Consider the following 21,579-nt stretch of genomic DNA (forward strand, 5'->3'; position numbering starts at 1 on the left):
TGCCGGCCCGCCGGGTGCTTCGTTTTGTCGAGCACGCTCTTGCAGGCACGAAACAATCGTGCAGCATCGTGTTGCAGCGCACAAGAAATATTTCCTCAATCATGAATCAGTCATCTTACTGTTGATTTCATGCACCACCCCTGTGGCCGGGGCGCATGCAGACACCGGTTGCCGCGCTTCGGCCGCTGGCCTATCGGGCGTGCCGTCCGGTGCCGGAACACGACAATGCTCGAACCACTACGCAAGATCTTCCGCAAACGCGCGCACCACCCGGCCCCCGCGGTGCCGGAGGGGCAGCGCGTCTACGTGATCGGCGACATCCACGGCCGGCTCGACCTGTTCGACGAGCTGATCGCGGCGATCGAGCGCGACGATGGCGCGGCGGGCCCCGCGGAAACCACGATCGTGCTGCTGGGCGACCTGGTCGATCGCGGCCCCGACAGTGCCGGCGTCGTCCGCCGCGCCCGCGAGCTGCAACAGAGGCGCCCGACCCGCGTCCTGGCCGGCAACCACGAGGAAATGTTCCTCGATTCGTTCGGCGACCGGCGTCTCCTGCGTCATTTCCTGAAACACGGCGGGCGTGAAACACTGTTGAGCTATGGCGTCCCGCGCAAGCGCTACAACGACAGCACGCTCGACGAACTGCAGGCGCTGATGAACGAAGTCGTGCCCGAGGAAGACCGCGCCTTCCTGCGCGCTGCCGAGGAATTCGTCGTCATCGGCGACTACCTGTTCGTGCACGCCGGGATCCAGCCCGAGGTTCCGCTGGAGGAACAGTCGCGCCACGACATGCTGTGGATCCGCGACCGTTTCCTCAAGTACCCCGGCCGTCATCCGCATGTCGTCGTCCACGGGCATACGATCTGCCCGTCGGTGGAAGAGCGCGGGAACCGCATCGGCATCGACACCGGTGCCTATCGCACCGGGCGCTTGACGGCGCTGGTCCTTGAAGGCCAGTCGCGCCGCTATATTCAGGCGAGTGAAGACGCCGGCAGCCTGTCGGTAAGCCATCTGGAGACTGCACAATGAAAATCGCGATGGTCGGCTCGGGCTATGTCGGCCTGGTGTCCGGCGCATGTTTTGCGGACTTCGGCCACGAGGTCGCCTGCATCGACAAGGACCAGTCCAAGATCGACCGGCTGCGCGAAGGCGAAATGCCGATCTACGAACCCGGGCTCGACGCGCTGGTGGAAAACAACGTGAAGGCAGGCCGTCTCTCCTTCACCACCGACCTTGCCGAAGGCATTGCAGGGGCCCAGGCGATCTTCATCGCGGTCGGCACGCCCAGCCGCCGCGGCGACGGCCACGCCGACCTTTCCTTCGTCCACGCCGTGGCGCGCGAAGTGGGCGAGAACCTGGCCGGCGAGGCGGTCGTCGTCACCAAGTCCACCGTCCCGGTCGGGACCGGAGACGAGGTCGAGCGGATCATCGCCGAAACCGGCTGCACCCACCGGGTCTCGGTCGTCTCCAACCCCGAGTTCCTGCGCGAAGGCGCCGCCATCGGCGATTTCAAGCGCCCCGACCGGATCGTCATCGGCGCGGAGGACGATTTCGGCCGCGAGGTCATGCGCGAGGTCTATCGGCCGCTGTTCCTCAACGAATCGCCGATCCTCTTCGTCAGCCGGCGCAGCGCCGAGCTGATCAAGTATGCCGCGAACGCTTTCCTCGCGACCAAGATCACCTTCATCAACGAGATGGCGGACCTGTGCGAGAAGGTCGGCGCCAATGTCCAGGACGTCAGCCGCGGCATCGGGATGGACAACCGGATCGGGCCCAAGTTCCTCCACGCCGGCCCCGGTTATGGCGGGTCGTGCTTCCCCAAGGACACGCTGGCCCTGCTGAAGACGGCGGAGGATTACGACAGCCCGGTGCGGATCGTCGAGGCCGTGGTCAAGACCAACGACAGCCGCAAGCGGGCCATGGGCCGCAAGGTGATCGAGGCGCTCGGCGGGCTGGAGGCCGCGCGCGGCAGGAAAGTCGCGCTGCTGGGCCTGACCTTCAAGCCGAACACCGACGACATGCGCGACAGCCCGGCCATCGCGATCGCCCAGGCGCTGGCGGACGCAGGGGTCGATGTCTCCGGCTACGATCCCGAAGGGATGGAACAGGCCGCGCCGCTGATGCCCGAAGTGCGGATGTGCGACAGCCCCTACGAGGCGATCGAAGGTGCCGACGCGGTGGCCATCGTCACCGAGTGGGACGCCTTCCGCGCGCTCGACCTGGCACGGGTCAAGTCGCTCGCCAATGCGCCGGTGATGGTGGACCTGAGGAACATCTACAAGCCCGACGACATGCGGGCCGCGGGGTTCGAGTACGTCAGCGTCGGTCGTTGCTGATAATGCCAGGGGGCCTGTAAGCCGGGTTCTGTCTCGCGGGCGGTATCCCGCCCTCGTTTCCTCGGGAGAGACCGGCCCCCGCGAGGGCAGCCATTCATCTTGGCGACGGATTGCTCCGTGCGCTCGAGCAGCCAACCCGGGCGGTCGGGGGCGAAACACCCCTGCCCTCTTGCGAGGGCGCGCCGCCCCTATTCGGCCTTGCTCCGGGTGGGGTTTGCCGTGCGGGCGCCGTTGCCGGAACCCCGGTGCGCTCTTACCGCACCCTTTCACCCTTGCCCGGCCCGTTGCCGGGCCGTCGGCGGTATTCTCTCTGTGGCACTTTCCCTGAACCGGCGCGAAGCCGGCCCGGCGGGCGTTACCCGCCACCCTCGTTTCGTGGAGCCCGGACTTTCCTCGCACGCTTGCGCGTCCGCGGCTGCCCGGCCCCCTGGCCCCGCCTATCTAGCGATTCCGCGGTCGCGATCCAAGAGCAACTGGAACAGGATCGCCCGGACCTGTCCGTCGATCCGGCCGTCGATCCGCTCCGGGCGCCAGCGGCGCTGGAAGGCCTCCACCGCCTTGCGCCCGTCGGTGACGTCGTAGCCGAAGCGTTCGAGCGCGAGGTAGAAGGCGGCATCGTTGTCGAACGGGTCGCCGCGTTCCAGGCTGGCCGGGCGCGGCAGGCACAGGCCGTATCCGGCCAGCCGTTCCCACGGAAACAGTTCGCCGGGGTCGATCTTGCGCGCAGGCGCCACGTCGGAATGGCCGACGACGTTGGCGCGGGGAATGTCGTACTGCTTCACGATCCGCGCGACCAGCGGCACGAGAGCGGCGATCTGCGCCTCGGGAAAGGCGCGATAGCCGAGCGCGTGGCCCGGGTGATCGAGCTCTATCCCGATGCTGGCGGAATTCACGTCCTTGTGCCCGCGCCAGTAAGAAACGCCGGCGTGCCAGGCGCGCTTTTCTTCGGGCACGAGGCGGGTGACCTCGCCCGCGTCGGAAACGAGGTAATGCGCGCTGACACCCGCCTCGGGGTCGCACAGGCGATCGAGCGCGGCCTGCGCGTTTTCCATCTCGGTGTAGTGGATGACCACCATGGACACGGGCAGCGTGCGCTCGTTCCAGTTGGGCGAAGGCCGCTCGTGGTGGACGAGTTCGTCCATGTCAGCCGTTGGGCAGGACGGCGCCGAGCACGAGGGCGTCACCGGTCAGCTTGTACTGCAGCCCGCCCCCGGCATGGTCGGCCAGGAGATAGAGCAGGTGCGCGGCCGCAGTGCGGCTGGACAGGTTTTCCCGCGGCAGGTTCCCTTCCAGCGCGGCGCCGATCGATTCGTCGAAAGCGACTTTCGCGCCCGCCGCGCGGACCACGATCTCGCTCGCCCCGTCGCGGATCTCGGCCCCGATATCCAGCGTCCCGCCGCGCACCAGCGAATCGATGCCGATGTGCGCGAAGTTCAGCAGGACCTTGACCGCGGGCTTCGGCAGGTGGCTTTCGGAAAGCGCCCAGTTGACCTCGACCCGCTTGGCATCGCCGGCCAGTGCATCGACCACCGCCTTCGCCTCCGACACGTCCACCGCGTCGCCGAAGCCGCCGGCCGCGCCATAGGCGAGGCGGAAGAACTTCAGCTTGTCGGCACTGATCCGGGCGCTCTGTTCCAGCAGTTCGAAGCACCGCTGGCGCATTTCCGGGTCCTTCTCTTCCGCCAGCAGCTCGAGCCCGTTGGACAGCGCCCCGACGGGGCTGAGCATGTCGTGGCACAGCCGCGAACAGAGCATGCTGGCAAGATCGATGGCGTCGGAATTGTTCATCGGTTGAATGGCCCTGCCGGTTTCGCGTGGTTAATTCCCGTCGCGGGCAGCCTTACCGTTCTATGACTCGCAGGGAAAGCGGTTCGAAGCCGGCTTCCCGGTCGCGCCAGAAGCGCACCTCGCCATCGGCAGCGATCGCCCAGATGCGGCCGTCGTGGGCCGCCAGGGCGCGATCGACCGCGGATGGCGAAGCGGGTCCGGCTGGGTGCGAGTGGTAATAACCGGTCACCCCCGGCCCGCCGGCCCGCGCCGCGCGGTGCGCGTCGATCAGCGCCTGCGGGTCGATCTCGAAATGGCGTTCGGGCGCGGGATGGACATTGGCGGCGGGCGCGAGCGCGCGGATCGCGTCGCCCCCGCCCAGAAGGATGCCGCAGCATTCGCGCGGATGCGCCCGCGCGGCTTCGTCCAGTATCCGGGCGAGCACGCCCCTTGTGACTTCGATCGTCATCACGCATGGCCCTTAGCATGGCTGGCAGCGAATTCACCGGCACAAGCGTTCCCGGGACGCTCACGGGCACGCTCGACGAGGGCGACCGGGCCGATCGGGCGCTGGCAAAGGCCTCCGGCCTCTCGCGCGAGCGGATCAAGACCCTGATCGCGCAGGGAAAGGTGGCCGTGGCGGGCGCGGTCGTACGCAGCGCCTCCGCGCGGGTTGGTGCGGGGGCCGCATTCGCGATCGAGGTCCCGCCGCCCGAGCCGCTCGCCGCCGAACCCCAGGCGATCCCGCTCGACATCGTGTTCGAGGACGAACACCTCGCGATCGTCGACAAGCCGGCGGGCATGGTCGTGCACCCGGCGGCGGGAAATCGCGACGGCACGCTCGTCAACGCCCTGCTGCATCATTGCCGCGGGCGCCTGTCGGGCATCAACGGGGTCGTGCGGCCCGGGATCGTCCACCGGATCGACAAGGACACGTCGGGCCTGCTGGTCGTGGCGAAGACCGATACCGCGCACGAGGGGCTGGCCCGGCAGTTCGCCGACCATTCGATCGATCGCAGCTATCTCGCCGTCTGCGCCGGGCACCCGAACCCGGCGGCCGGCACCGTGTCGGGCCGCATCGGGCGGTCGGACGCGAACCGCAAGAAGATGGCCGTCCTCCCCCCCGATTCGCAGCGCGGCAAGCACGCCGTCACCCATTACCGCACCGTCAAGCTGCTGGACGGCTGCGCGCTGATCGAATGCAGGCTCGAAACGGGGCGGACCCACCAGGTGCGCGTTCATTGTTCGTCAATCGGCCATCCGCTATTGGGTGATCCTGTCTATGGACGCACACCCGCGGCCCTGCGCCCGCTTCTCAGGCAGATCGGCTTTGCACGGCAGGCGCTCCATGCCGCGTCGCTCGGTTTCGACCATCCGGTCACCGGCGAGCGGGTGGAATTCCGGGCCGAACTGCCCGCCGACATGCGGGAACTCATCGACCAAACCACTCGTTGAAATCGATGAAATGCGGTTCAACCCGCGCACCTTGCGTCCTATATGTGAACGTGTGGCCCGCACCACGGGGTGCCCAGCAGGGGTCCCGGCACGCGCGGTCGACATGAGAAAGGTCAGGGTAAAGTGAGCAACAACAAGGCATTGAGCGTTCCGACGCTCGGCGGTGAGCAGAGCCTCAACCGCTATCTTTCCGAAATCAAGAAATTCCCCGTGCTGACGGCCGAGCAGGAATACATGCTCGCCAAGCGTTACGAGGAACACGACGATCCCGAGGCAGCCGCGCAACTGGTGACCAGCCACCTGCGCCTGGTGGCCAAGATCGCCATGGGATACCGCGGCTACGGCCTGCCGGTCAGCGACCTCATCTCCGAAGGCAACGTCGGGCTGATGCAGGGCGTCAAGAAGTTCGAGGCCGATCGCGGGTTCCGCCTGGCGACTTACGCCATGTGGTGGATCAAGGCCTCGATCCAGGAATTCATCCTGCGCTCTTGGTCGCTGGTGAAGATGGGCACGACCGCGGCCCAGAAGAAACTGTTCTTCAACCTGCGGCGGATGAAGCGCAACCTCGACGCCTACGAGGATTCGGACCTTCATCCCGACGACGTGGCGAAGATCGCGACCGATCTCGGCGTGCCCGAGCAGGAAGTGATCAACATGAACCGCCGGATGATGATGGGCGGCGACGGGTCGCTCAACTCCCCGATGCGCGGCGGCGAGGAAGGTTCGGGCGAATGGCAGGACTGGCTGACCGACGAGCGGCCGCTGCAGGACGAAACCGTCGCCGAGGCGGAAGAAGCCGACGTCCGGCATGAAATGCTGGTCGAGGCGATGGACAGCCTGAACGAGCGTGAGAAGCACATTCTCACCGAACGGCGGCTGACCGAGAACCCGCAGACGCTGGAAGAGCTGAGCCAGGTCTACAACGTCAGCCGCGAGCGTATCCGCCAGATCGAGGTGCGCGCGTTCGAGAAACTGCAGAAGGCGATGCAGCGCATCGCCGGCGAAAGGCTGCTGCCCGGGGTCGCCTGATCCCGGCGAAGGCCTGATACCCGAATGCGGGGCCGCGCGGTCACGGACCGGGCGGCCCCGTGTCGTTTCCGCCTGGCCACCCCTGCCCGCTGCGCCAGGGCCGGCCCTGGCGACATGGCGTTGCGCCGCGGCGCGCAGACGCCTATCCGCACGGTCGATGCGCTGGCTTCTCACGCTCCTGGCCAAGATCGTCGTGGGTTTCGCGGCCCTCAGCCTCGCGCTCGTCCTCCTGTTCAAGTTCGTCCCGCCGCCGGTCACGGCGACGATGCTGATGGACGAGAACGGCTATACGAAGGACTGGCAGCCGCTGGCGGGTATCGACCGCAACCTGGTAACCGCGGTGATCGCGGCGGAGGACGGCAAGTTCTGCAGCCACGACGGGTTCGACCGCGAAGCGATCGAGGACGCCTTGGCCCACAATGCCAAGGGGGGGCGCATTCGGGGCGGCTCGACGATCAGCCAGCAGACGGCCAAGAACGTGTTCCTGTGGCAGGGCGGCGGATATGTTCGCAAGGGGTTCGAGGCCTGGTTCACTTTCCTGATCGAGCAGGTCTGGGGCAAGCGCCGGATCATGGAAGTCTATCTGAACGTGGCGGAAACGGGGATCGGCACTTATGGCGCCGAGGCCGGTGCCCAGCGCTATTTCCAGCATTCGGCCGCGCGCCTCACCCGCGTCGAGGCCGCGCGCATGGCCGCCGCCCTCCCCCAGCCCAAGCAGCGCGCGGTGGTGAACCCGACGGGTTTCACCCGCCGCTACGGCAACACGATCGCCGCGCGCATGGCGGTCGTGCGGCGCGAAGGGCTCGACGCCTGCGTCTATCCATGACGGGCGGCCGCGCCTCGACGCCCCTGCCCGGCACCGCGAGGCACCGCGAGCGCGGAGGCGGATCGTGAGCGGTAACCACGGGGTCCACCATCACGGGAGCCACGATCACGGGGGCCACCACCATGCGCCGGCGGATTTCGGCCGCGCCTTTGCCATCGGGGTCGCGCTCAATACCGCTTTCGTCGTGGTGGAGGCCGCGTATGGTTTCCTGTCGGGGTCGATGGCGCTCGTCGCCGACGCCGGGCACAACCTGTCAGACGTGCTGAGTCTGCTGCTCGCCTGGGCCGCGGCCACCGCCGCCCGGCGCCCGGCGACCGAGCGGTTCACTTACGGTTTCAAGAGCTCGACGATCCTCGCCGCGCTCGGCAATGCCGGGCTGCTGCTGGTCGCGATCGGGGCCATCCTGTTCGAAACGATCCGCCGCCTGGCCGATCCGGTCGTGGTGGAAGGCACGACGATGATCGTCATCGCCGGCATCGGCATCGTCATCAACAGCGCGACCGCGCTGATGTTCATGCGCGGCCGCCACCACGATCTGAACATCCGCGGCGCCTACCTGCACATGGCGGCGGATGCGCTGGTTTCGCTGGGGGTGGTTATCGCCGGCGCGGCGATCCTGCTGACCGGGGCAACCTGGATCGATCCCCTGACCAGCCTGGTGATCGTGGCCGTCATCGCGTGGGGGACCTGGGGCCTGCTGAAGGACAGCGTGAAAATGAGCCTGCTGGCCGTCCCCGAGGGGATCGACGAGGGGGAAGTGCGGGCCTACCTGGCCGGACTGCCGGGTGTGGAGGCCGTCCACGACCTGCACATCTGGCCGATGAGCACGACCGAGACCGCGCTGACGGCTCACCTCGTCATGCCCGGCGGCCACGCGGGCGATGCCCTGCTGCGGCAGATCGGGCGCGACCTGCGCGAACGGTTCGGCATCGATCACGCGACGGTGCAGATCGAGCAGGCCGCCGACGCGCATTGCGCCGCCTGCACCTGAGTCCGCTTCCGTCGGCTTCGGGGACGGCCCGCGCCGCCCCTTACCGCCACCCATGCGCGCGGGCAGCGCTTGCTGCCCGCTGGCCGGGTGGCGGCAGGTGCGCCGGTTACTGCGGCTGGGCGTCGCCCGCGGTTGCTTCGTCCTGGGTCGGCAGTTCGCCGTTCGGGTCGCTCTCGACCAGTTCGGCGACCTGGTCATAGACCTGGGCGTTGTCTTCCATCTGCTGCTGCAGCGGGGGATTCTGCTCGCCGACGTTGCGGAAGAAACCGCTCGCGTCGCGCAGAAGCTTCGCGGCGAGATGTGCGTTGGTGGCCATGGGTGGAAATTCCTCGTATTCGCATCAACAGGCGGGCCGGCGGATGATGCCCCCGGCCCGTCGCGCGACCGTGTGCCGCGCATCGAACGCCTCTGCTAAAGGCTATGTCGGCCGCCAGTGGGCCGATCCATGCAGGCGCCAGGCCCCCTGGCCTGCGCCCGGCAGCCCGTTCGTCAGGCTGCTTCTTCCTTTTCCTCGCCGCCCAGGACGCGGATCGGGTCCTTGCGGCCTTCGACCACTTCGCGGTCGATCACGATCTCGCTGACGCCTTCCATGTCGGGCAGGTCGAACATCGTGTCGAGCAGGATGCCTTCCACGATCGAGCGCAGCCCACGGGCGCCGGTCTTGCGCTGGATCGCCTTCTCGGCGATCGTGCGCAGCGCGTCCTCGGTGAAGGTCAGTTCGACCTCTTCCAGCTCGAACAGCTTGCGATACTGCTTGACCAGCGCGTTCTTCGGCTCGCTGAGGATCTGCACCAGCGCGTCGATGTCGAGATCGCGCAGCGTCGCGATCACGGGCAGGCGGCCGACGAATTCGGGGATCAGCCCGAATTTCAGCAGGTCTTCCGGCTCGCACTTTTCCAGCAGTTCGCCGACACGGCGCTTGTCCGGGTCGGCGACGTGGGCGCCGAAGCCGATCGAGCGCTTCTGAAGGCGGTCGGCGATGACCTTTTCCAGCCCGGCGAAGGCCCCGCCGCAGATGAACAGGATGTTCGTCGTATCGACCTGCAGGAATTCCTGCTGCGGATGCTTGCGCCCGCCCTGCGGGGGAACGCTGGCGGTCGTGCCTTCCATCAGCTTCAGCAGCGCCTGCTGCACCCCCTCGCCCGAAACGTCGCGGGTGATCGAGGGGTTTTCGGCCTTGCGCGTGATCTTGTCGATCTCGTCGATGTAGACGATGCCGTGCTGGGCCTTGTCGACGTTGTAATCGCTCGACTGCAACAGCTTGAGGATGATGTTCTCGACATCCTCGCCGACATAGCCGGCCTCGGTCAGGGTGGTCGCGTCGGCCATCGTGAACGGCACGTCGAACGTGCGCGCCAGCGTCTGGGCCAGCAGCGTCTTGCCCGAACCGGTCGGGCCGACCAGCAGGATGTTCGATTTCGCCAGCTCGACATCGCCGGCCTTGCCCGAATGCTTGAGCCGCTTGTAGTGGTTGTGCACCGCGACGGAGAGCACGCGCTTGGCGCGGTCCTGTCCGATGACGTAATCGTTCAGCGTTTCGAAGATGTCGTTCGGGGTCGGAACTTCCCCTTCCTTGCGGCCGGTCAGCCCGGCCTTCGTCTCTTCGCGAATGATGTCGTTGCACAGCTCGACGCATTCGTCGCAGATGAACACGGTGGGTCCGGCGATGAGTTTCCTCACCTCGTGCTGCGACTTGCCGCAGAAGCTGCAGTACAGCGTGGACTTGCTATCGGTTCCGCTCAACTTGGTCATTTCCCGTAGTTCCCGAACCCCGCGCGCAATCCGCGCCGGATTCGGCCGACTCTAAAGCCGGTTGGTCATTAATCAACACATCGGGTCCTAGCATTTGCACGTTGCCACAGCCTGAAGCGGCAGGGTTGCCCAAATGCTACGGTTAACGTCCCATGGCGGGGCGGCTTGCCCGCGGGGCGTTACTCCGGCGCGCCGCCGGAGCCCGAATCCTCGGCCGGCTCCTCGTTCTCGGGCCGGGTTTCGAACACCTTGTCCACGATGCCGAACTTCATCGCCTCGTCGGCCTCGAGGAAGGTGTCGCGGTCCATTGCCTTCTCGATGTCGGAAAGGCTCTGGCCGGTATACTTGACGTAGAGATCGTTCATCCGCTGCCGGATGCGCAGGATCTCGCGCGCCTGGATCTCGATGTCGCTCGCCATGCCGCGCGCGCCGCCCGAAGGCTGGTGAACCATGATCCGCGCGTTCGGCAGCGCAATCCGCATGCCCGGTTCGCCCGCGGCCAGGAGGAAGCTGCCCATCGAGGCCGCCTGCCCCACGCAGACGGTCGAAACGCGCGGCTTGATGTACTGCATGGTGTCGTGGATCGCCATGCCCGCCGTCACCACGCCGCCGGGCGAGTTGATGTACATGCTGATCGGCTTGGACGGGTTCTCGCTTTCGAGGAAGAGCAGCTGGGCCACGATCAGGCTGGCCATGTTGTCTTCCACCTGGCCGGTCACGAAAACGATCCGCTCGCGCAGGAGGCGGCTGAAAATGTCGAAGCTGCGTTCGCCGCGGCTGGTCTGCTCGACCACCACCGGCACCAGCGCGCCCGTCACCGGATCGCGGGTGAACTGTCCCTGCGAAGCGTGGGCATCAGTGCCGAACAGGTCGATCATGCAAAAGTTCCTCTCGTCAGAAGTGCGACGGGCTATGTCGCGATAGCGGGCGCGATGTTCAAGGGGATTAACCTTCGCGGCGCGATTTGTCCGCCGATGCATGCTACCGCTTGCTTTGCCCGGGCGCAGTGGCAGGGTGGGCGGATGAGCCACGCCCCCCCTACGCACCGCCACCGCGCGGGCCGAGTCCCCCGCCCGGCGGCGGGAGCGCGCCCGGCATGATCGAGCTCGATCCGCGGATCTTCCTGTTCGCGGTGTTCGGCCTGGCGCTGATCGCGGCGGTCCCGCTCGAACGCAAGCTGGGCCGATACTGGCTTTCGGTGCCGATCGTCTACGTCGCGGCCGGCTATCTCCTGTGGTCGCTCCCGCTCGGCCTGCCCGCGATCAATCCGGCGCGCGACGGGTTCGACGCGCTGACGCTGGAATACGTGACCGAGTTCATCGTGATCGCCTCGCTGATGGCCGCGGGGATCGCGATCGACAGGCCGGTGAGCTGGATCAACTGGCGCCAGATCTGGCCGCTGCTGGGCATAGCCATGCCGCTGACGATCGCCGCGGTCGCCTTCCTCGGCTGGTGGGCCCTCGGCCTGGCCCCCGCCAGCGCGATCCTGCTCGGCGCGGCCCTGGCGCCGACCGACCCGGTGCTGGCGCGCAGCGTCCAGGTCGGCCCGCCGGGCGAGAACCAGCGGCACGACTTGCGCTTCAGCCTGACGGCAGAGGCGGGGCTGAACGACGGGCTGGCCTTCCCCTTCACCTACCTCGCCATCGCCGCGGTCGGGATGACCGCGCTGGGCAGCTGGACGCTGGAATGGGCCGCGCTCGATCTCGTCTGGCGGATCGCGGCGGGGGTCGCGGTCGGCTGGGCGGTCGGGCGCGGCGGCGCCTGGTACGTGTTCGAACGCGAAGCCGACGCGCCGCTCGCCGATATCGACAGCGACCGGCCCTATTATTCGACCAGCGAAGGGCTGATCGTGCTCGGCACGCTGCTGCTCGCCTATGGCGCCGCGGAACTGGTGGGCGGATACGGGTTCCTGGCCGTGTTCGTCGGCGCGGTGACCGCGCGCCAGCGGGAAAACGCCAGCCGCTATCACAAGATCAGCCACCATTTCATCGACCAGATCGAACAGATCGTGCTGGTCGTCGTCCTGTTCGGTTTCGGCGCCATGCTGGCCAGCGGCGTGCTCGACGCGCTGACCTGGCCGGCGGCGCTCGTCGGGCTGGCCCTGATCTTCGTCATCCGCCCGCTGGCCGGGCTCTGCGCGGAAAGCCTGTCCAGCCTGCCGCTGGCGGGCAAGCTCGCGGTGGCCTTCCTCGGCGTGCGGGGGATCGGTTCGATCTACTACATGGCCTATGGCCAGTCGCACGCGTCGTTCACCGGCCTCAGCACGCTGTGGGCCACGGCCAGCTTCGTGATCCTGGTCTCGATCCTCGTCCACGGCGTCGTGTCGGGCCCGATCATCACCCTGATAGAGCGGCGCGGCGACCACATCCATGTCGGCAGCGCGGCGGAGATGCTCGCCCTCTCGCCGCCCCCGCGCGACGACGAGGAGCCGACGAAGGACCCGGACGACTGATCCGCGCCCCCTGACCGCACAGGCCGGCGAGCGGGCATGAAAAAGGGCGGCGAACCCGGTCGTTCGCCGCCCTCTCGATACCGTCGCCGGGGCGCGGTCAGGACTTGGTCGCCGCCTTCTTGGCCGGTGCCTTCTTCGCCGGCGCCTTCTTGGCAGGAGCCTTCTTCTTCGCCGCCGGCTTCTCGTCGGCGGCCTTGTCCGCGGCAGCCTTCTTCGCGGGGGCTTTCTTGGCCGGGACTTTCTTCGCAGGCGCCTTCCTGGCGGCGGGCTTCTTCGCCTCGCCCTCGGCATCGTCGGCCTTCTTGGCAGGCGCCTTCTTCGTCGCGCCCTTCTTGGCCGGGGTCTTCTTCTTCGCCGCGGGCTTCGCCGCCGCTTCGTCTTCCTCGGCCTCGATCGCGGCCTCCAGCTCCTCGCGAGTCACTTCGCGATCGGTGATCTCCGCCTTCTCGAACAGGAAATCGACCACCTTGTCCTCGTAGAGCGGCGCGCGCAGCTGGGCGGCGGCCATCGGCTCGGACTGGATATACTGCATGAACCGCTCGCGGTCCTCGGTGCGGTACTGCTGGGCGGCCTGCTGGATCAGCATGCTCATTTCCTGCTGGCTCACCTCGACGCCGTTTTTCTGGCCGATTTCGCTCAGCAGCAGGCCCAGGCGCACGCGGCGCTCGGCAATGCGGCGGTAATCGTCCTTCTCGCCCTCGATTTCCTTCAGCGCCTTGGCCGGATCCTCGTCGCGCGAGGCTTCCTGCTGGAGCTGGGCCCAGATCTGTTCGAACTCGGCATCGACCATGCCCTCGGGCACCTCGAAATCGTGGCCCGCGGCCAGCTGGTCGAGCAGCTGGCGCTTCATCTGGGTGCGCGTCAGGCCGGCGGTTTCCTGCTCGAGCTGGCCGCGCAGAAGTTCCTTCAGCTTGTCGAGGCTCTCGAGGCCGAGGTTCTTGGCGAACTCGTCGTCGATCTTCGTCTCGTCCTCGACCTTCACCTGCTTCACGGTGACGGCGAACTGCGCTTCCTTGCCCGCCAGGTGCTCGGCCGGATAGTCTTCGGGGAACGTGACGGTGACGGTCTTCTCGTCGCCCGCCTTGGCACCGGTCAGCTGTTCCTCGAAGCCGGGGATGAACTGGCCCGAACCGATCACCAGCGGCGCGTCTTCGGCCTTGCCGCCCTCGAACTCGACCCCGTCGATCGAGCCGGTGAAGTCGATGATCAACTGGTCGCCCTCGGCCGCCTTCTTCGTCTTGGCCGCGTCCTTGTAGCTCTTCTGCTGGCCGGCGATCCGTTCCATCGCCTCGTCCACCGCCTCGTCGCTGACCGGCACGGTCAGGCGTTCGAGCGCGAGGTTGTCGGTCTCGGGCGCCTCGATCTCGGGCAGGACTTCCAGCTCGACGTCGAGCACGGCGTCCTTGCCTTCCTCGTACCCTTCGCCCAGTTCAACCTTCGGCTGCATCGCCGGGCGCAGGTTCTTGTCGCGAATCAGCCCGTCGACCGATTCGCGGATCGCGTCGTTGACGACCTGGGCATGGACGCTTTCGCCGTGCATCTTGCGGATCAGGTTGGCCGGCACCTTGCCGGGGCGGAACCCGGGCATGCGCACCTGTGGGGCGATCTTCTTCACCTCGGCATCGACCCGCGCCTCGATATCCTTGGCCGGAATGGTCACCTGGTAACCGCGCTTGAGGCCTTTGCTGGTGGTCTCTTTGATCTGCATGATGCGAACTTAAGCCTTTTCGAAATCGCGTTTTGTCGAAGGGACACCGGGCCGGAGAACTGGTGCGGGCGAAGGGACTCGAACCCCCACATCTTTCGATACTGGTACCTAAAACCAGCGCGTCTACCAGTTCCGCCACGCCCGCAACCCGAACGAAGCCGCGCGTGGAAACCCACACGAACAGGGGAGCGCCCTTAGAAGGGCGGGCCGAAAAGGGCAAGCGCCGCGATCATCCGAAGCCCCGCGACGGAACGGCGGCGGGGCGGCCCGCGTTTCCATGGCGAGCAGAAAGGAACGACCCCATGGCGACACAACCCGATCCGGCACCCGACACGATCGAGCCCGGTGCGCCCCCCGAGGCCCCGCCCGAGACGCCGGTGCCCGAACAGCCGATCCGCGAACCGGGGGAGATCGATCCGCCCGGCCCGGATACCGACGTGCCCGACCGCAGCCCGCTGGAAACGCCGCCCCCGCCCGACTGAGTTTGCCGCTGCACCGGCGGCCCCGCGGCCCGTCACCGTAAACCCGCCCGCCTGACGCCCCGGGCCGGCATTTCGATATTGCAGGGCCCCGCGCCGCGCACTAGGGCGCGCAGCATGAGCGACGAGACCAGCACCGACACCCCGCCCGACCGGCTCTCGGTCAACCCGCGCAGCGAGTTCTTCGATGCCGAGAAGCTGCAGCGCGGCGTCGGTATCCGCTTCAAGGGGCGAGTGCGCACCGACATCGAGGAGTACTCGATCTCCGGCGGCTGGGTGCGGGTCCAGGCCGGCAAGACGGTGGACCGCAAGGGCCAGCCGCTGACGCTGAAGCTGAGCGGCCCGGTCGAAGCCTGGTACGAAGACCTGGGCGAAGATCCCCCCGTCGCCCGCGCCTGAGGGCGATCAGCTTCCGTAACGGGCGAGCGCGGCAGCGATCGGATCGCCCGGGCTCCCCGCGCGAACCGCGGCCTGTTTGCGGCGCGGCAGGGCCTTGCGCTGCGGCGCGGCCTGGACCGCGCCCCGGCCGGCGGCCATGCCGCCCCGTGCCGGCGCGATGTCGGAGAATGCCGAGAGGAAGGCGCGCGACGGGCCGCTGTCGGCGACGCGGCGATCGGGGCCGCTCGCACGGCGCTGCGGCACGCTCGGCCGGCTGGCCGGGCTCTCGCTGCGCGCATCGGCCAGGCGCACCTGCGGCAGGTTGGGCTTTTCGGAATAGATGAAACCGTGCACCGGCCACGGCGTCGTGCCGAGATCGCCGATCGGGTGATACCAGACCCGCACCTGGCTCCAGTCGTTGGCCGGGGAGACGTCCACCGCCTTCACGTTGCGTTCGATCTGGCCGCGCCGGCCGTTGATCGGCGACCAGTTGGCATGATCGAGCAGGACGGTGCGGCTGTCGATCACGCGGCTCACGGTCGCCACATGGCCCAGCCGCATGGAGCGGTGGGGCATGAAGGCCATGACCGCGCCCACGCGCGGCTCGTTCCCGCGTTCGTACCGCCCGGCCGCCTGGTCCCACCAGGTATGGGCATCGCCGTAGATCTGCACCCCCGAAAGCTGCCGCGCATAGGGAACGCATTGCAGGTAGGGCGGCAATTCGTTGCCGGCCTGCGCCCCACGACCGGGATCGAAAGAGGCGCTTGCATCCGCGAGCGCCGGCGCCTGGAGCGCGCAAATGCCGGCAGCCGCGGCGATCAGGGCAATTGTCCTCATGCGGCAAGGATTTGCCGCCTTGTCCTTAAAGGGGCCCTGCCCGTCATGGTTAACGCGTGTTAAGGATCGCGCGCGCCGCTTGCCAAGCGGGGCGATAGCGGCCACCTGCCATGACCATGACCCGCAAGCCCAACGTCATCATCATCGGCCGGCCCAACGTCGGCAAGTCGACGCTGTTTAACCGCCTCGTCGGCAAGAAGCTGGCGCTGGTGGACGACCAGCCCGGCGTCACGCGCGACCGGCGGTTCGGCGATGCCACGATCGCGGGGCTGGAATTCACGGTGGTGGATACCGCGGGGTGGGAGGACGACGATCCCGAGACCCTGCCCGGCCGCATGCGGCGCCAGACCGAGGTGAGCCTGGAAGGGGCCGACGCGACGCTGTTCGTCGTCGATGCCCGCGCCGGCCTGACCCCGCTGGACGAGGAAATCGCCCGCTGGCTGCGGAGCCAGACGGTGCCGGTCGTGCCGGTGGCCAACAAGGCGGAAGGCAAGGCCGGCGAAGCCGGCGTGCTGGAAGCCTGGTCGCTGGGCTTCGGCGAGCCCGTGCCCCTGTCGGCCGAACACGGCGAAGGTATCGCCGACCTGTTCGGCGCGCTCTGGCCGATCATCGGCGAGAAGGCCGAAGGCGTGGGCGTAGGCGAGGGCGAGGGCGATGGCGTTGCCGTGCCCGATGCCGAGGATAGCAAGGACGGCGAGGAAGACGGGGACGGCGACCTCGGCCCGTTGAAGCTGGCGATCGTCGGGCGGCCGAACGCCGGCAAGTCCACCCTGATCAACCGCCTCCTGGGCGAAGACCGCCTGCTGACCGGGCCCGAAGCCGGGATTACGCGCGATTCGATCGCGGTGGACTGGCAGTGGACCGATCCGTCCAGCGGCACCGTGCGCGACATTCGCCTGATCGACACGGCCGGGATGCGCAAGAAGGCCCGCGTGACCGAGAAGCTGGAAAAGCTGAGCGTCGCCGACGCCCGCCGGGCGGTCGATTTCGCCGAAGTCGTCGTCCTGCTGCTCGATGCGACGAAGGGGCTCGAACACCAGGACCTGAAGATCGCCGACATGGCGCTGCAGGAAGGCCGCGCGCTGATGGTGGCAATCAACAAGTGGGACGTGGCCGAGAACGCGTCTTCGCTGTTCAACGGCATTCGCGCCGCGCTCGACGAAGGGCTCTCGCAGGTCAAGGGCCTGCCCCTGTTCGCGGTCAGCGCGCGCACCGGCAAGGGCCTCGACACGATGCTGGGGGCCGCCTTTGAAATCCGCCAATCCTGGTCGAAGCGAGTCCCCACCGCCGCGCTCAACCGCTGGTTCGACGATGCCCTGGCGGCCAATCCGCCGCCCGCCCCCGGCGGCAAGCGGATCAAGCTGCGCTACATCACCCAGTCGAGCACCCGCCCGCCGCGGTTCGTCGTCTTCGGGACGCGGCTCGACATGCTGCCCAAGAGCTATGAACGCTACCTCGTCAACGGCATCCGCCGCGAACTGGGGTTCGAGGCGGTTCCCGTGCGGGTGGTGCTCAAGAGCCCCAAGAACCCTTACAAGGCCGGCTGATGTTCGACTTGCTCTCTTCCGGCGGCAGCCTCGCCATCGAGATGCTGGAACGCACAGCCAGCACCCCGCGCGTGCAGCAGATGGTGCAGCTTTCGCTCGCCCCCGCCTTCCTGCTGGGCGGCATCGGCGCGATCATGAACGTGATGATGGCGCGGATGATCTGGATCGCCGAACGGATCGAGCGGATCGAACGGCGAATCGAAGATGGCAAGGCCGGCGATGGCGAAGTGCGCGAGCTGCCGTGGCTCGGCCAGCGCCGCCGCCACGCGCAGAAGGCGGTCGTGTTCTCGACCGCGTCGGCGGCGGTGATCAGCGTGGTCATCGCGCTGCTGTTCATCAGCGCCTATATCGAACCGCAGATCGGCACGATCACGGCGATCGCCTGGGTCCTCACGATGGTGCTGCTGATTATCGGGCTGGGCTTCTTCCTGCTGGAAACCCGCCTCGCGGCAAGGGGGGTGCGCCCGGCGCGCGGCACCAAGCGCGGCCCCCGCGACCAACGCACCTGAGGCCAACGACTTGAAGCCGGCCGCAGTCAGTCCTCTTCGCCGGCGGGCTTGCTCTGCAATTGGACGTAGTTCTGCAGGCCCATCCGTTCGATCATGTCGAACTGGGTTTCGAGGAAATCCACGTGCTCTTCCTCGCTTTCGAGGATGCGTTCGAAGATCTCGCGGCTGACATAGTCGCGCACGCTTTCGCAATGTTCGATCGCGTCGCGCAGCAGGGGAATCGCCTCCTGCTCCATCGCCAAGTCGGCCTTGAGGATTTCCTCGACCGTCTCGCCGACCTTGAGCTTGTGGATCGCCTGGAAGTTGGGAAGCCCGTTCAGGAACAGGATACGCTCCGCCAGAATGTCGGCGTGCTTCATCTCGTCGATCGATTCGTGCCGCTCGTACTCGGCAAGCCGCTCGACCCCCCAGTCCTTGAGGACGCGATAGTGCAGCCAGTACTGGTTGATGGCGGTAAGTTCGTTGGTGAGCGCCTTGTTCAGGAACTCTATGACTTTCGCATCGCCTTTCACCGGGCGCCTCCATGGGTCGGGAACAGGGGCGCGAATATGCGCCCCGAGACCCGCGCTGGCAAGGGCGCGAGGGCTAAAAAATGGCGGAATTCCGCCATTTGCGAGCGATTAGCGTTAGCCGCGAAAGTCAGGCCGCACAGGCCGGGAGGAACGCCATTTCACGTTCTTCGGCCAGGATATCCTCGGCATCGTCCAGGCACTGGCCGCAGTTGGGCCGCTTGCCCAGCGCGGCATAGACCGCCTCCGCGTCCCCGGGGCACCGCCGCGCCGTGCGGCGCAGGTCGCTTTCCCTGATGGCATTGCAGATGCAGACGTACATTTCAGCTCCTGCGAGTGATTCGCAGTCGCCAATTTATGCAAAGTCTTCGCAATAGCAAGTCCTGTCAGCGGGCGATCGGAAACAGCCGCCAGTAGGTCAGGCAGCGCCACAGCCATTCGAGCGGGCCGTAGCGATACCGCCGGAGCCAGGGCTGCGACCAGGCGAGCATGGCGATCCAGGCAAGAAGCACGATCCCGTAGAGCGCGGGACGGCCCAGCTCGCCGAACAATCCCCCCGCCCAGCCATGGAACACGAACAGCATGACGATCGAGGTGCCGAGGTAATTGGTGAAGGCCGCCCGCCCGGCGGCGGACAGGCGCGCCGCCAGCCATCCGTTCGCCCGCGCGCCCCAGAGCGCGAGCAGCGCCGCGAGGCCGAGCGTCATCGCGAGGCGCGGCAGGGGCGAAAGGCCGAGGAAAGCCGTGAGCGTGGCGTAATACGTGAACCCGGCCCCCTTCACCCAGAGCGCGATCAGCGCCGTCAGCAGCCCGCCGCCGAGAAGGCCGATCCAGCCCCACCTGCGTTGCCGCGCCGGGTCGAAGCCGCCGCTGAACAGGCCGAGGCGGAACAGCCCCATGCCCACCAGCATCAGCGGAAGCGTCTCCAGCAGCCAGAGCATGACGTAGAATCCCAGGTCCCCGGCATGGCTGGCGACGTTGTGGGCCACGAAGTCGCCGTAGGAACCCTCTGCGATGATCGCGGTTTCGGCCTCGGCGTCGGCCAGTTCGCGGGCCATCTCGCCGTTCAGCGCCTCGCGCATCTCGGTATAGGGAGCCTGTTCGCCCATCGGCGTATCGACGACGAAATAGCTGGGCCCGATCATCGCGGCATAGAGCAGGGCCCCGGCGACATAGCCGAGCAGGCCGGTCACGAGCTGCGCCTTGGCCGACCAGCGCAGGCACAGCACCGCGACCAGGCCGCACACGGCGTAGGAAAAGAGGATATCCCCCCGCCAGACGAGGAAGAAGTGGGCGAGGCCGAACAGGCCCAGCCACAGCAGCCGCCGCACCTGGAGCCACCGGCTCGCCCCCCGGGCCCAGGCCCTGTCCATGAAAAGGACCAGCCCGGCGCCGAAAAGCAGCGTGAACAGCCCGCGCATCTTGCCGTCGACCAGGATGAACTGGGCCACCCACGACCAGTCCGACACCGGCCCGTGGGGCACGGTGAAGGCGCCCGGATACATGTAGGCGGCAAGGGGCTGGCCGAAGGCGACGATGTTCGCGGCCAGGATGCCCAGGACGGCGATCCCGCGAATGAAATCGAGGCTGCCGATCCGCTCCTGCCGGCCCACCGGCGCGCTCGCCGGCTGGTCCGGAGTGTGCCCTGCGCCTGCCCCGTCGTTCGCCGCCGTCATGTCCATTCCCCTTCGTCCGCCCCGGTCATAGCACCGCGGCGGGCGGTGGAAAGCCCGCAGGTGCGCGACTAGCCCGCGCGGCAACGCCAGCGGTGGCGCGGGCTAGCGGGTCACGAGACAGGCATGGCCGGCCGCCTTCAGCCGGTTGCAGGCTTCCTGCGCCGCCGCCCGGGTGGCAAATCCGCCCGCCTGGAGCTTTGTCAGGCGGCCGGCGGGGACGAGCATCTTCGACGCCCCGGCCAGGGCCGGCAGCCCGCCCAAGCGGCGCCAGAGACGGTCGGCATTGCCGCGGACCGAGAACGCGCCCAACTGCACCCGCCACGGGCCCCCGGCCTCGCGCGGCGGTTCGGGCGCAGCGGCCGGCCCGGCGCCTGCAGGCCGTGCGGCGGCCGGCGTGGAAGCTGCCGGCGGCTCGGCCGGCGCGCTCGCCGTGGCGGGGCGGGCATAGTCGGCCCCTGCCTCGGCCGGGCTGCCCGTGCCCGTCACGCGGCTTGCCTCCGCGATCGCGGCACGCGCCGCGGCGACCGAGGGTGAGATACCGGCGCTGGCGATCGGGCCGGGCACGCGGCCCGAAGTCGCCGGAACGGCCGGCGGCGCGCTGGCCGCGGGCGGCGGGGCGGTGGCTGCCCCCGTGCCCCCGCCCAGCGCGAGGTCGGCCGCGGCGAGTTGCTGCGCGCGCGTCGCGTCGCTCTCGCGCTTCAGCGACTGCGCCATGACTTGCGCCTCCTGCCTCTGGGCCAGCGGGACGTAATCGTCCATCTGCCGGATCGCGGGCGCGGCCTGCGGCAGGCCGGCGACATTGGCCAGCGTCAGCAGCGCATAGGCGCGGACCCAGTCCTTCGCCACCAGGTCGCCGTTGAAATGAGCAATGCCCAGCAGGTACTGCGCGCGCGGATCGCCGCGTTCGGCGGCCGCGGTGACGTAGGGCAGCGCCTCTTCGCGGCGCCCGGCCTGGAACAGCATCAGGCCATAATTGTCCGCCGCCTTGATGTGCCCCTGCGCCGCGGCGCGGGCATAGAACACCTCCGCCCGGGCCGGATCGCGCTCGACCCCGCGGCCGAGGCGATAGGCCTGGGCCATGTTGAACTGCGCGTCGGGGTCGCCCTCTTCGGCCGGGGCGCGCCATTCGCGTACGGCGGCGGCATAGTCCCCGCGGCTCCACGCATCGACCCCCGCCTTGACGTCGGCGAGCGCGGGGCTGGCGACAAGCGCGGCCAGCGCGGTGAACAGCGGCAATCTTCGTGCGAACCTCATGATCGGGCGCGTCCTCGGTTTCCTCGGCGGAAGCCTGACATAGTGAACACTCCGTTAGCAAAGGGTTTCTAACG

The 21,579-nt window shown here is 67.9% G+C and carries 23 protein-coding genes, 1 tRNA gene and 1 other RNA gene; 11 read left to right on the top strand and 14 right to left on the bottom strand.

The features are described from left to right. Window positions 1–225 precede the first annotated feature (225 nt). Window positions 226–1,029, top strand: a complete 804-nt coding sequence (locus tag T8T98_RS11105; RefSeq protein WP_160733864.1) for a metallophosphoesterase family protein — start codon at window positions 226–228, stop codon at window positions 1,027–1,029. Continuing rightward, window positions 1,026–2,336: a UDP-glucose dehydrogenase family protein gene (locus tag T8T98_RS11110; RefSeq protein WP_251105154.1), complete on the top strand. Its 1,311-nt coding sequence runs from the start codon at window positions 1,026–1,028 to the stop codon at window positions 2,334–2,336. The genes T8T98_RS11105 and T8T98_RS11110 overlap by 4 nt, the downstream gene beginning before the upstream one ends. A gap of 1 nt (window position 2,337) precedes the next feature. Here the strand turns inward: T8T98_RS11110 and rnpB are convergent. From rnpB to T8T98_RS11130, 4 genes are all read right to left on the bottom strand, one after another. Next, window positions 2,338–2,767, bottom strand: an RNA gene (gene rnpB / locus T8T98_RS11115) — RNase P RNA component class A. A 6-nt stretch (window positions 2,768–2,773) separates the two neighbouring features. After that, window positions 2,774–3,478 carry an N-acetylmuramoyl-L-alanine amidase gene (locus T8T98_RS11120; protein WP_251105153.1) on the bottom strand — a complete coding sequence of 235 codons (705 nt, stop codon included), beginning with the start codon at window positions 3,476–3,478 and terminating at the stop codon, window positions 2,774–2,776. A gap of 1 nt (window position 3,479) precedes the next feature. Next, window positions 3,480–4,124, bottom strand: a complete 645-nt coding sequence (locus T8T98_RS11125; protein WP_251105152.1) for a histidine phosphotransferase family protein — start codon at window positions 4,122–4,124, stop codon at window positions 3,480–3,482. 52 nt (window positions 4,125–4,176) lie between these two features. Then, window positions 4,177–4,572 (bottom strand): Mov34/MPN/PAD-1 family protein, encoded by a 396-nt coding sequence (locus tag T8T98_RS11130; RefSeq protein ID WP_160733868.1) that lies wholly within the window; start codon window positions 4,570–4,572, stop codon window positions 4,177–4,179. Window positions 4,573–4,589: 17 nt separating this feature from the next. Here T8T98_RS11130 and T8T98_RS11135 point away from each other — a divergent pair, with 17 nt between their 5' ends. The 4 genes from T8T98_RS11135 to T8T98_RS11150 all read left to right on the top strand — a co-directional run bounded on the left by T8T98_RS11135 (window position 4,590) and on the right by T8T98_RS11150 (window position 8,404). Beyond that, window positions 4,590–5,558, top strand: coding sequence for an RluA family pseudouridine synthase (locus T8T98_RS11135; protein ID WP_251105151.1), 969 nt, complete (start codon window positions 4,590–4,592; stop codon window positions 5,556–5,558). Between the two features lie 123 nt (window positions 5,559–5,681). After that, window positions 5,682–6,587 (top strand): RNA polymerase sigma factor RpoH, encoded by a 906-nt coding sequence (rpoH, locus tag T8T98_RS11140; RefSeq protein ID WP_251105150.1) that lies wholly within the window; start codon window positions 5,682–5,684, stop codon window positions 6,585–6,587. A gap of 157 nt (window positions 6,588–6,744) precedes the next feature. Further along, window positions 6,745–7,413: a monofunctional biosynthetic peptidoglycan transglycosylase gene (gene mtgA / locus T8T98_RS11145; RefSeq protein ID WP_251105149.1), complete on the top strand. Its 669-nt coding sequence runs from the start codon at window positions 6,745–6,747 to the stop codon at window positions 7,411–7,413. Between the two features lie 64 nt (window positions 7,414–7,477). After that, entirely contained in the window at window positions 7,478–8,404 is a 927-nt protein-coding gene (locus tag T8T98_RS11150; protein WP_251105148.1) for a cation diffusion facilitator family transporter, read from the top strand. A gap of 106 nt (window positions 8,405–8,510) precedes the next feature. On the opposite strand, the gene T8T98_RS11155 is transcribed toward T8T98_RS11150, so the two are convergent. From T8T98_RS11155 to T8T98_RS11165, 3 genes are all read right to left on the bottom strand, one after another. Then, window positions 8,511–8,720: a hypothetical protein gene (locus tag T8T98_RS11155; protein ID WP_251105147.1), complete on the bottom strand. Its 210-nt coding sequence runs from the start codon at window positions 8,718–8,720 to the stop codon at window positions 8,511–8,513. 173 nt (window positions 8,721–8,893) lie between these two features. Continuing rightward, window positions 8,894–10,156: an ATP-dependent Clp protease ATP-binding subunit ClpX gene (gene clpX, locus T8T98_RS11160; protein WP_160733873.1), complete on the bottom strand. Its 1,263-nt coding sequence runs from the start codon at window positions 10,154–10,156 to the stop codon at window positions 8,894–8,896. A 179-nt stretch (window positions 10,157–10,335) separates the two neighbouring features. After that, a complete protein-coding gene (locus T8T98_RS11165; RefSeq protein ID WP_160733874.1) occupies window positions 10,336–11,034 on the bottom strand; it encodes an ATP-dependent Clp protease proteolytic subunit in 699 nt (232 codons plus the stop codon). Between the two features lie 218 nt (window positions 11,035–11,252). On the opposite strand from T8T98_RS11165, the gene T8T98_RS11170 reads away from it, so the two are divergent. After that, window positions 11,253–12,608: a cation:proton antiporter gene (locus tag T8T98_RS11170; protein WP_160733875.1), complete on the top strand. Its 1,356-nt coding sequence runs from the start codon at window positions 11,253–11,255 to the stop codon at window positions 12,606–12,608. Between the two features lie 97 nt (window positions 12,609–12,705). Here the strand turns inward: T8T98_RS11170 and tig are convergent, their stop codons facing one another. Together tig and T8T98_RS11180 are read right to left on the bottom strand one after the other, a co-directional pair. Continuing rightward, window positions 12,706–14,316 (bottom strand): trigger factor, encoded by a 1,611-nt coding sequence (gene tig, locus T8T98_RS11175; RefSeq protein ID WP_251105146.1) that lies wholly within the window; start codon window positions 14,314–14,316, stop codon window positions 12,706–12,708. Between the two features lie 60 nt (window positions 14,317–14,376). Next, window positions 14,377–14,461: transfer RNA gene (locus T8T98_RS11180), tRNA-Leu, on the bottom strand. 157 nt (window positions 14,462–14,618) lie between these two features. On the opposite strand from T8T98_RS11180, the gene T8T98_RS11185 reads away from it, so the two are divergent. Continuing rightward, window positions 14,619–14,798, top strand: coding sequence for a hypothetical protein (locus T8T98_RS11185; RefSeq protein ID WP_160733877.1), 180 nt, complete (start codon window positions 14,619–14,621; stop codon window positions 14,796–14,798). Between the two features lie 114 nt (window positions 14,799–14,912). Further along, complete coding sequence (locus T8T98_RS11190; RefSeq protein WP_160733878.1) at window positions 14,913–15,194, top strand: DUF3297 family protein; 282 nt, start codon at window positions 14,913–14,915, stop codon at window positions 15,192–15,194. Window positions 15,195–15,200: 6 nt separating this feature from the next. Here the strand turns inward: T8T98_RS11190 and T8T98_RS11195 are convergent, their stop codons facing one another. Further along, window positions 15,201–16,010 (bottom strand): CHAP domain-containing protein, encoded by an 810-nt coding sequence (locus tag T8T98_RS11195; RefSeq protein WP_407675031.1) that lies wholly within the window; start codon window positions 16,008–16,010, stop codon window positions 15,201–15,203. Between the two features lie 110 nt (window positions 16,011–16,120). Here T8T98_RS11195 and der point away from each other — a divergent pair, with 110 nt between their 5' ends. Both der and T8T98_RS11205 read left to right on the top strand, forming a co-directional pair. After that, window positions 16,121–17,557: a ribosome biogenesis GTPase Der gene (gene der / locus T8T98_RS11200; RefSeq protein WP_251105145.1), complete on the top strand. Its 1,437-nt coding sequence runs from the start codon at window positions 16,121–16,123 to the stop codon at window positions 17,555–17,557. Next, window positions 17,557–18,066: a DUF2721 domain-containing protein gene (locus tag T8T98_RS11205; protein ID WP_251105144.1), complete on the top strand. Its 510-nt coding sequence runs from the start codon at window positions 17,557–17,559 to the stop codon at window positions 18,064–18,066. Before der ends, T8T98_RS11205 begins: the two co-directional genes overlap by 1 nt. A gap of 26 nt (window positions 18,067–18,092) precedes the next feature. On the opposite strand, the gene bfr is transcribed toward T8T98_RS11205, so the two are convergent. From bfr to T8T98_RS11225, 4 genes are all read right to left on the bottom strand, one after another. Then, window positions 18,093–18,578 carry a bacterioferritin gene (bfr, locus tag T8T98_RS11210; RefSeq protein ID WP_160733882.1) on the bottom strand — a complete coding sequence of 162 codons (486 nt, stop codon included), beginning with the start codon at window positions 18,576–18,578 and terminating at the stop codon, window positions 18,093–18,095. Window positions 18,579–18,705: 127 nt separating this feature from the next. Next, on the bottom strand, window positions 18,706–18,897 hold the full coding sequence (locus T8T98_RS11215; RefSeq protein ID WP_160733883.1) for a (2Fe-2S)-binding protein: 192 nt from the start codon (window positions 18,895–18,897) through the stop codon (window positions 18,706–18,708). 64 nt (window positions 18,898–18,961) lie between these two features. Next, on the bottom strand, window positions 18,962–20,251 hold the full coding sequence (locus T8T98_RS11220) for a DUF418 domain-containing protein (protein WP_251105143.1): 1,290 nt from the start codon (window positions 20,249–20,251) through the stop codon (window positions 18,962–18,964). A gap of 102 nt (window positions 20,252–20,353) precedes the next feature. Continuing rightward, window positions 20,354–21,505: an SPOR domain-containing protein gene (locus tag T8T98_RS11225; protein ID WP_251105142.1), complete on the bottom strand. Its 1,152-nt coding sequence runs from the start codon at window positions 21,503–21,505 to the stop codon at window positions 20,354–20,356. Window positions 21,506–21,579 lie beyond the last annotated feature (74 nt).

Source organism: Pelagerythrobacter marinus (assembly GCF_034375205.1).
Taxonomy (GTDB): Bacteria; Pseudomonadota; Alphaproteobacteria; order Sphingomonadales; family Sphingomonadaceae; genus Pelagerythrobacter; species Pelagerythrobacter marinus.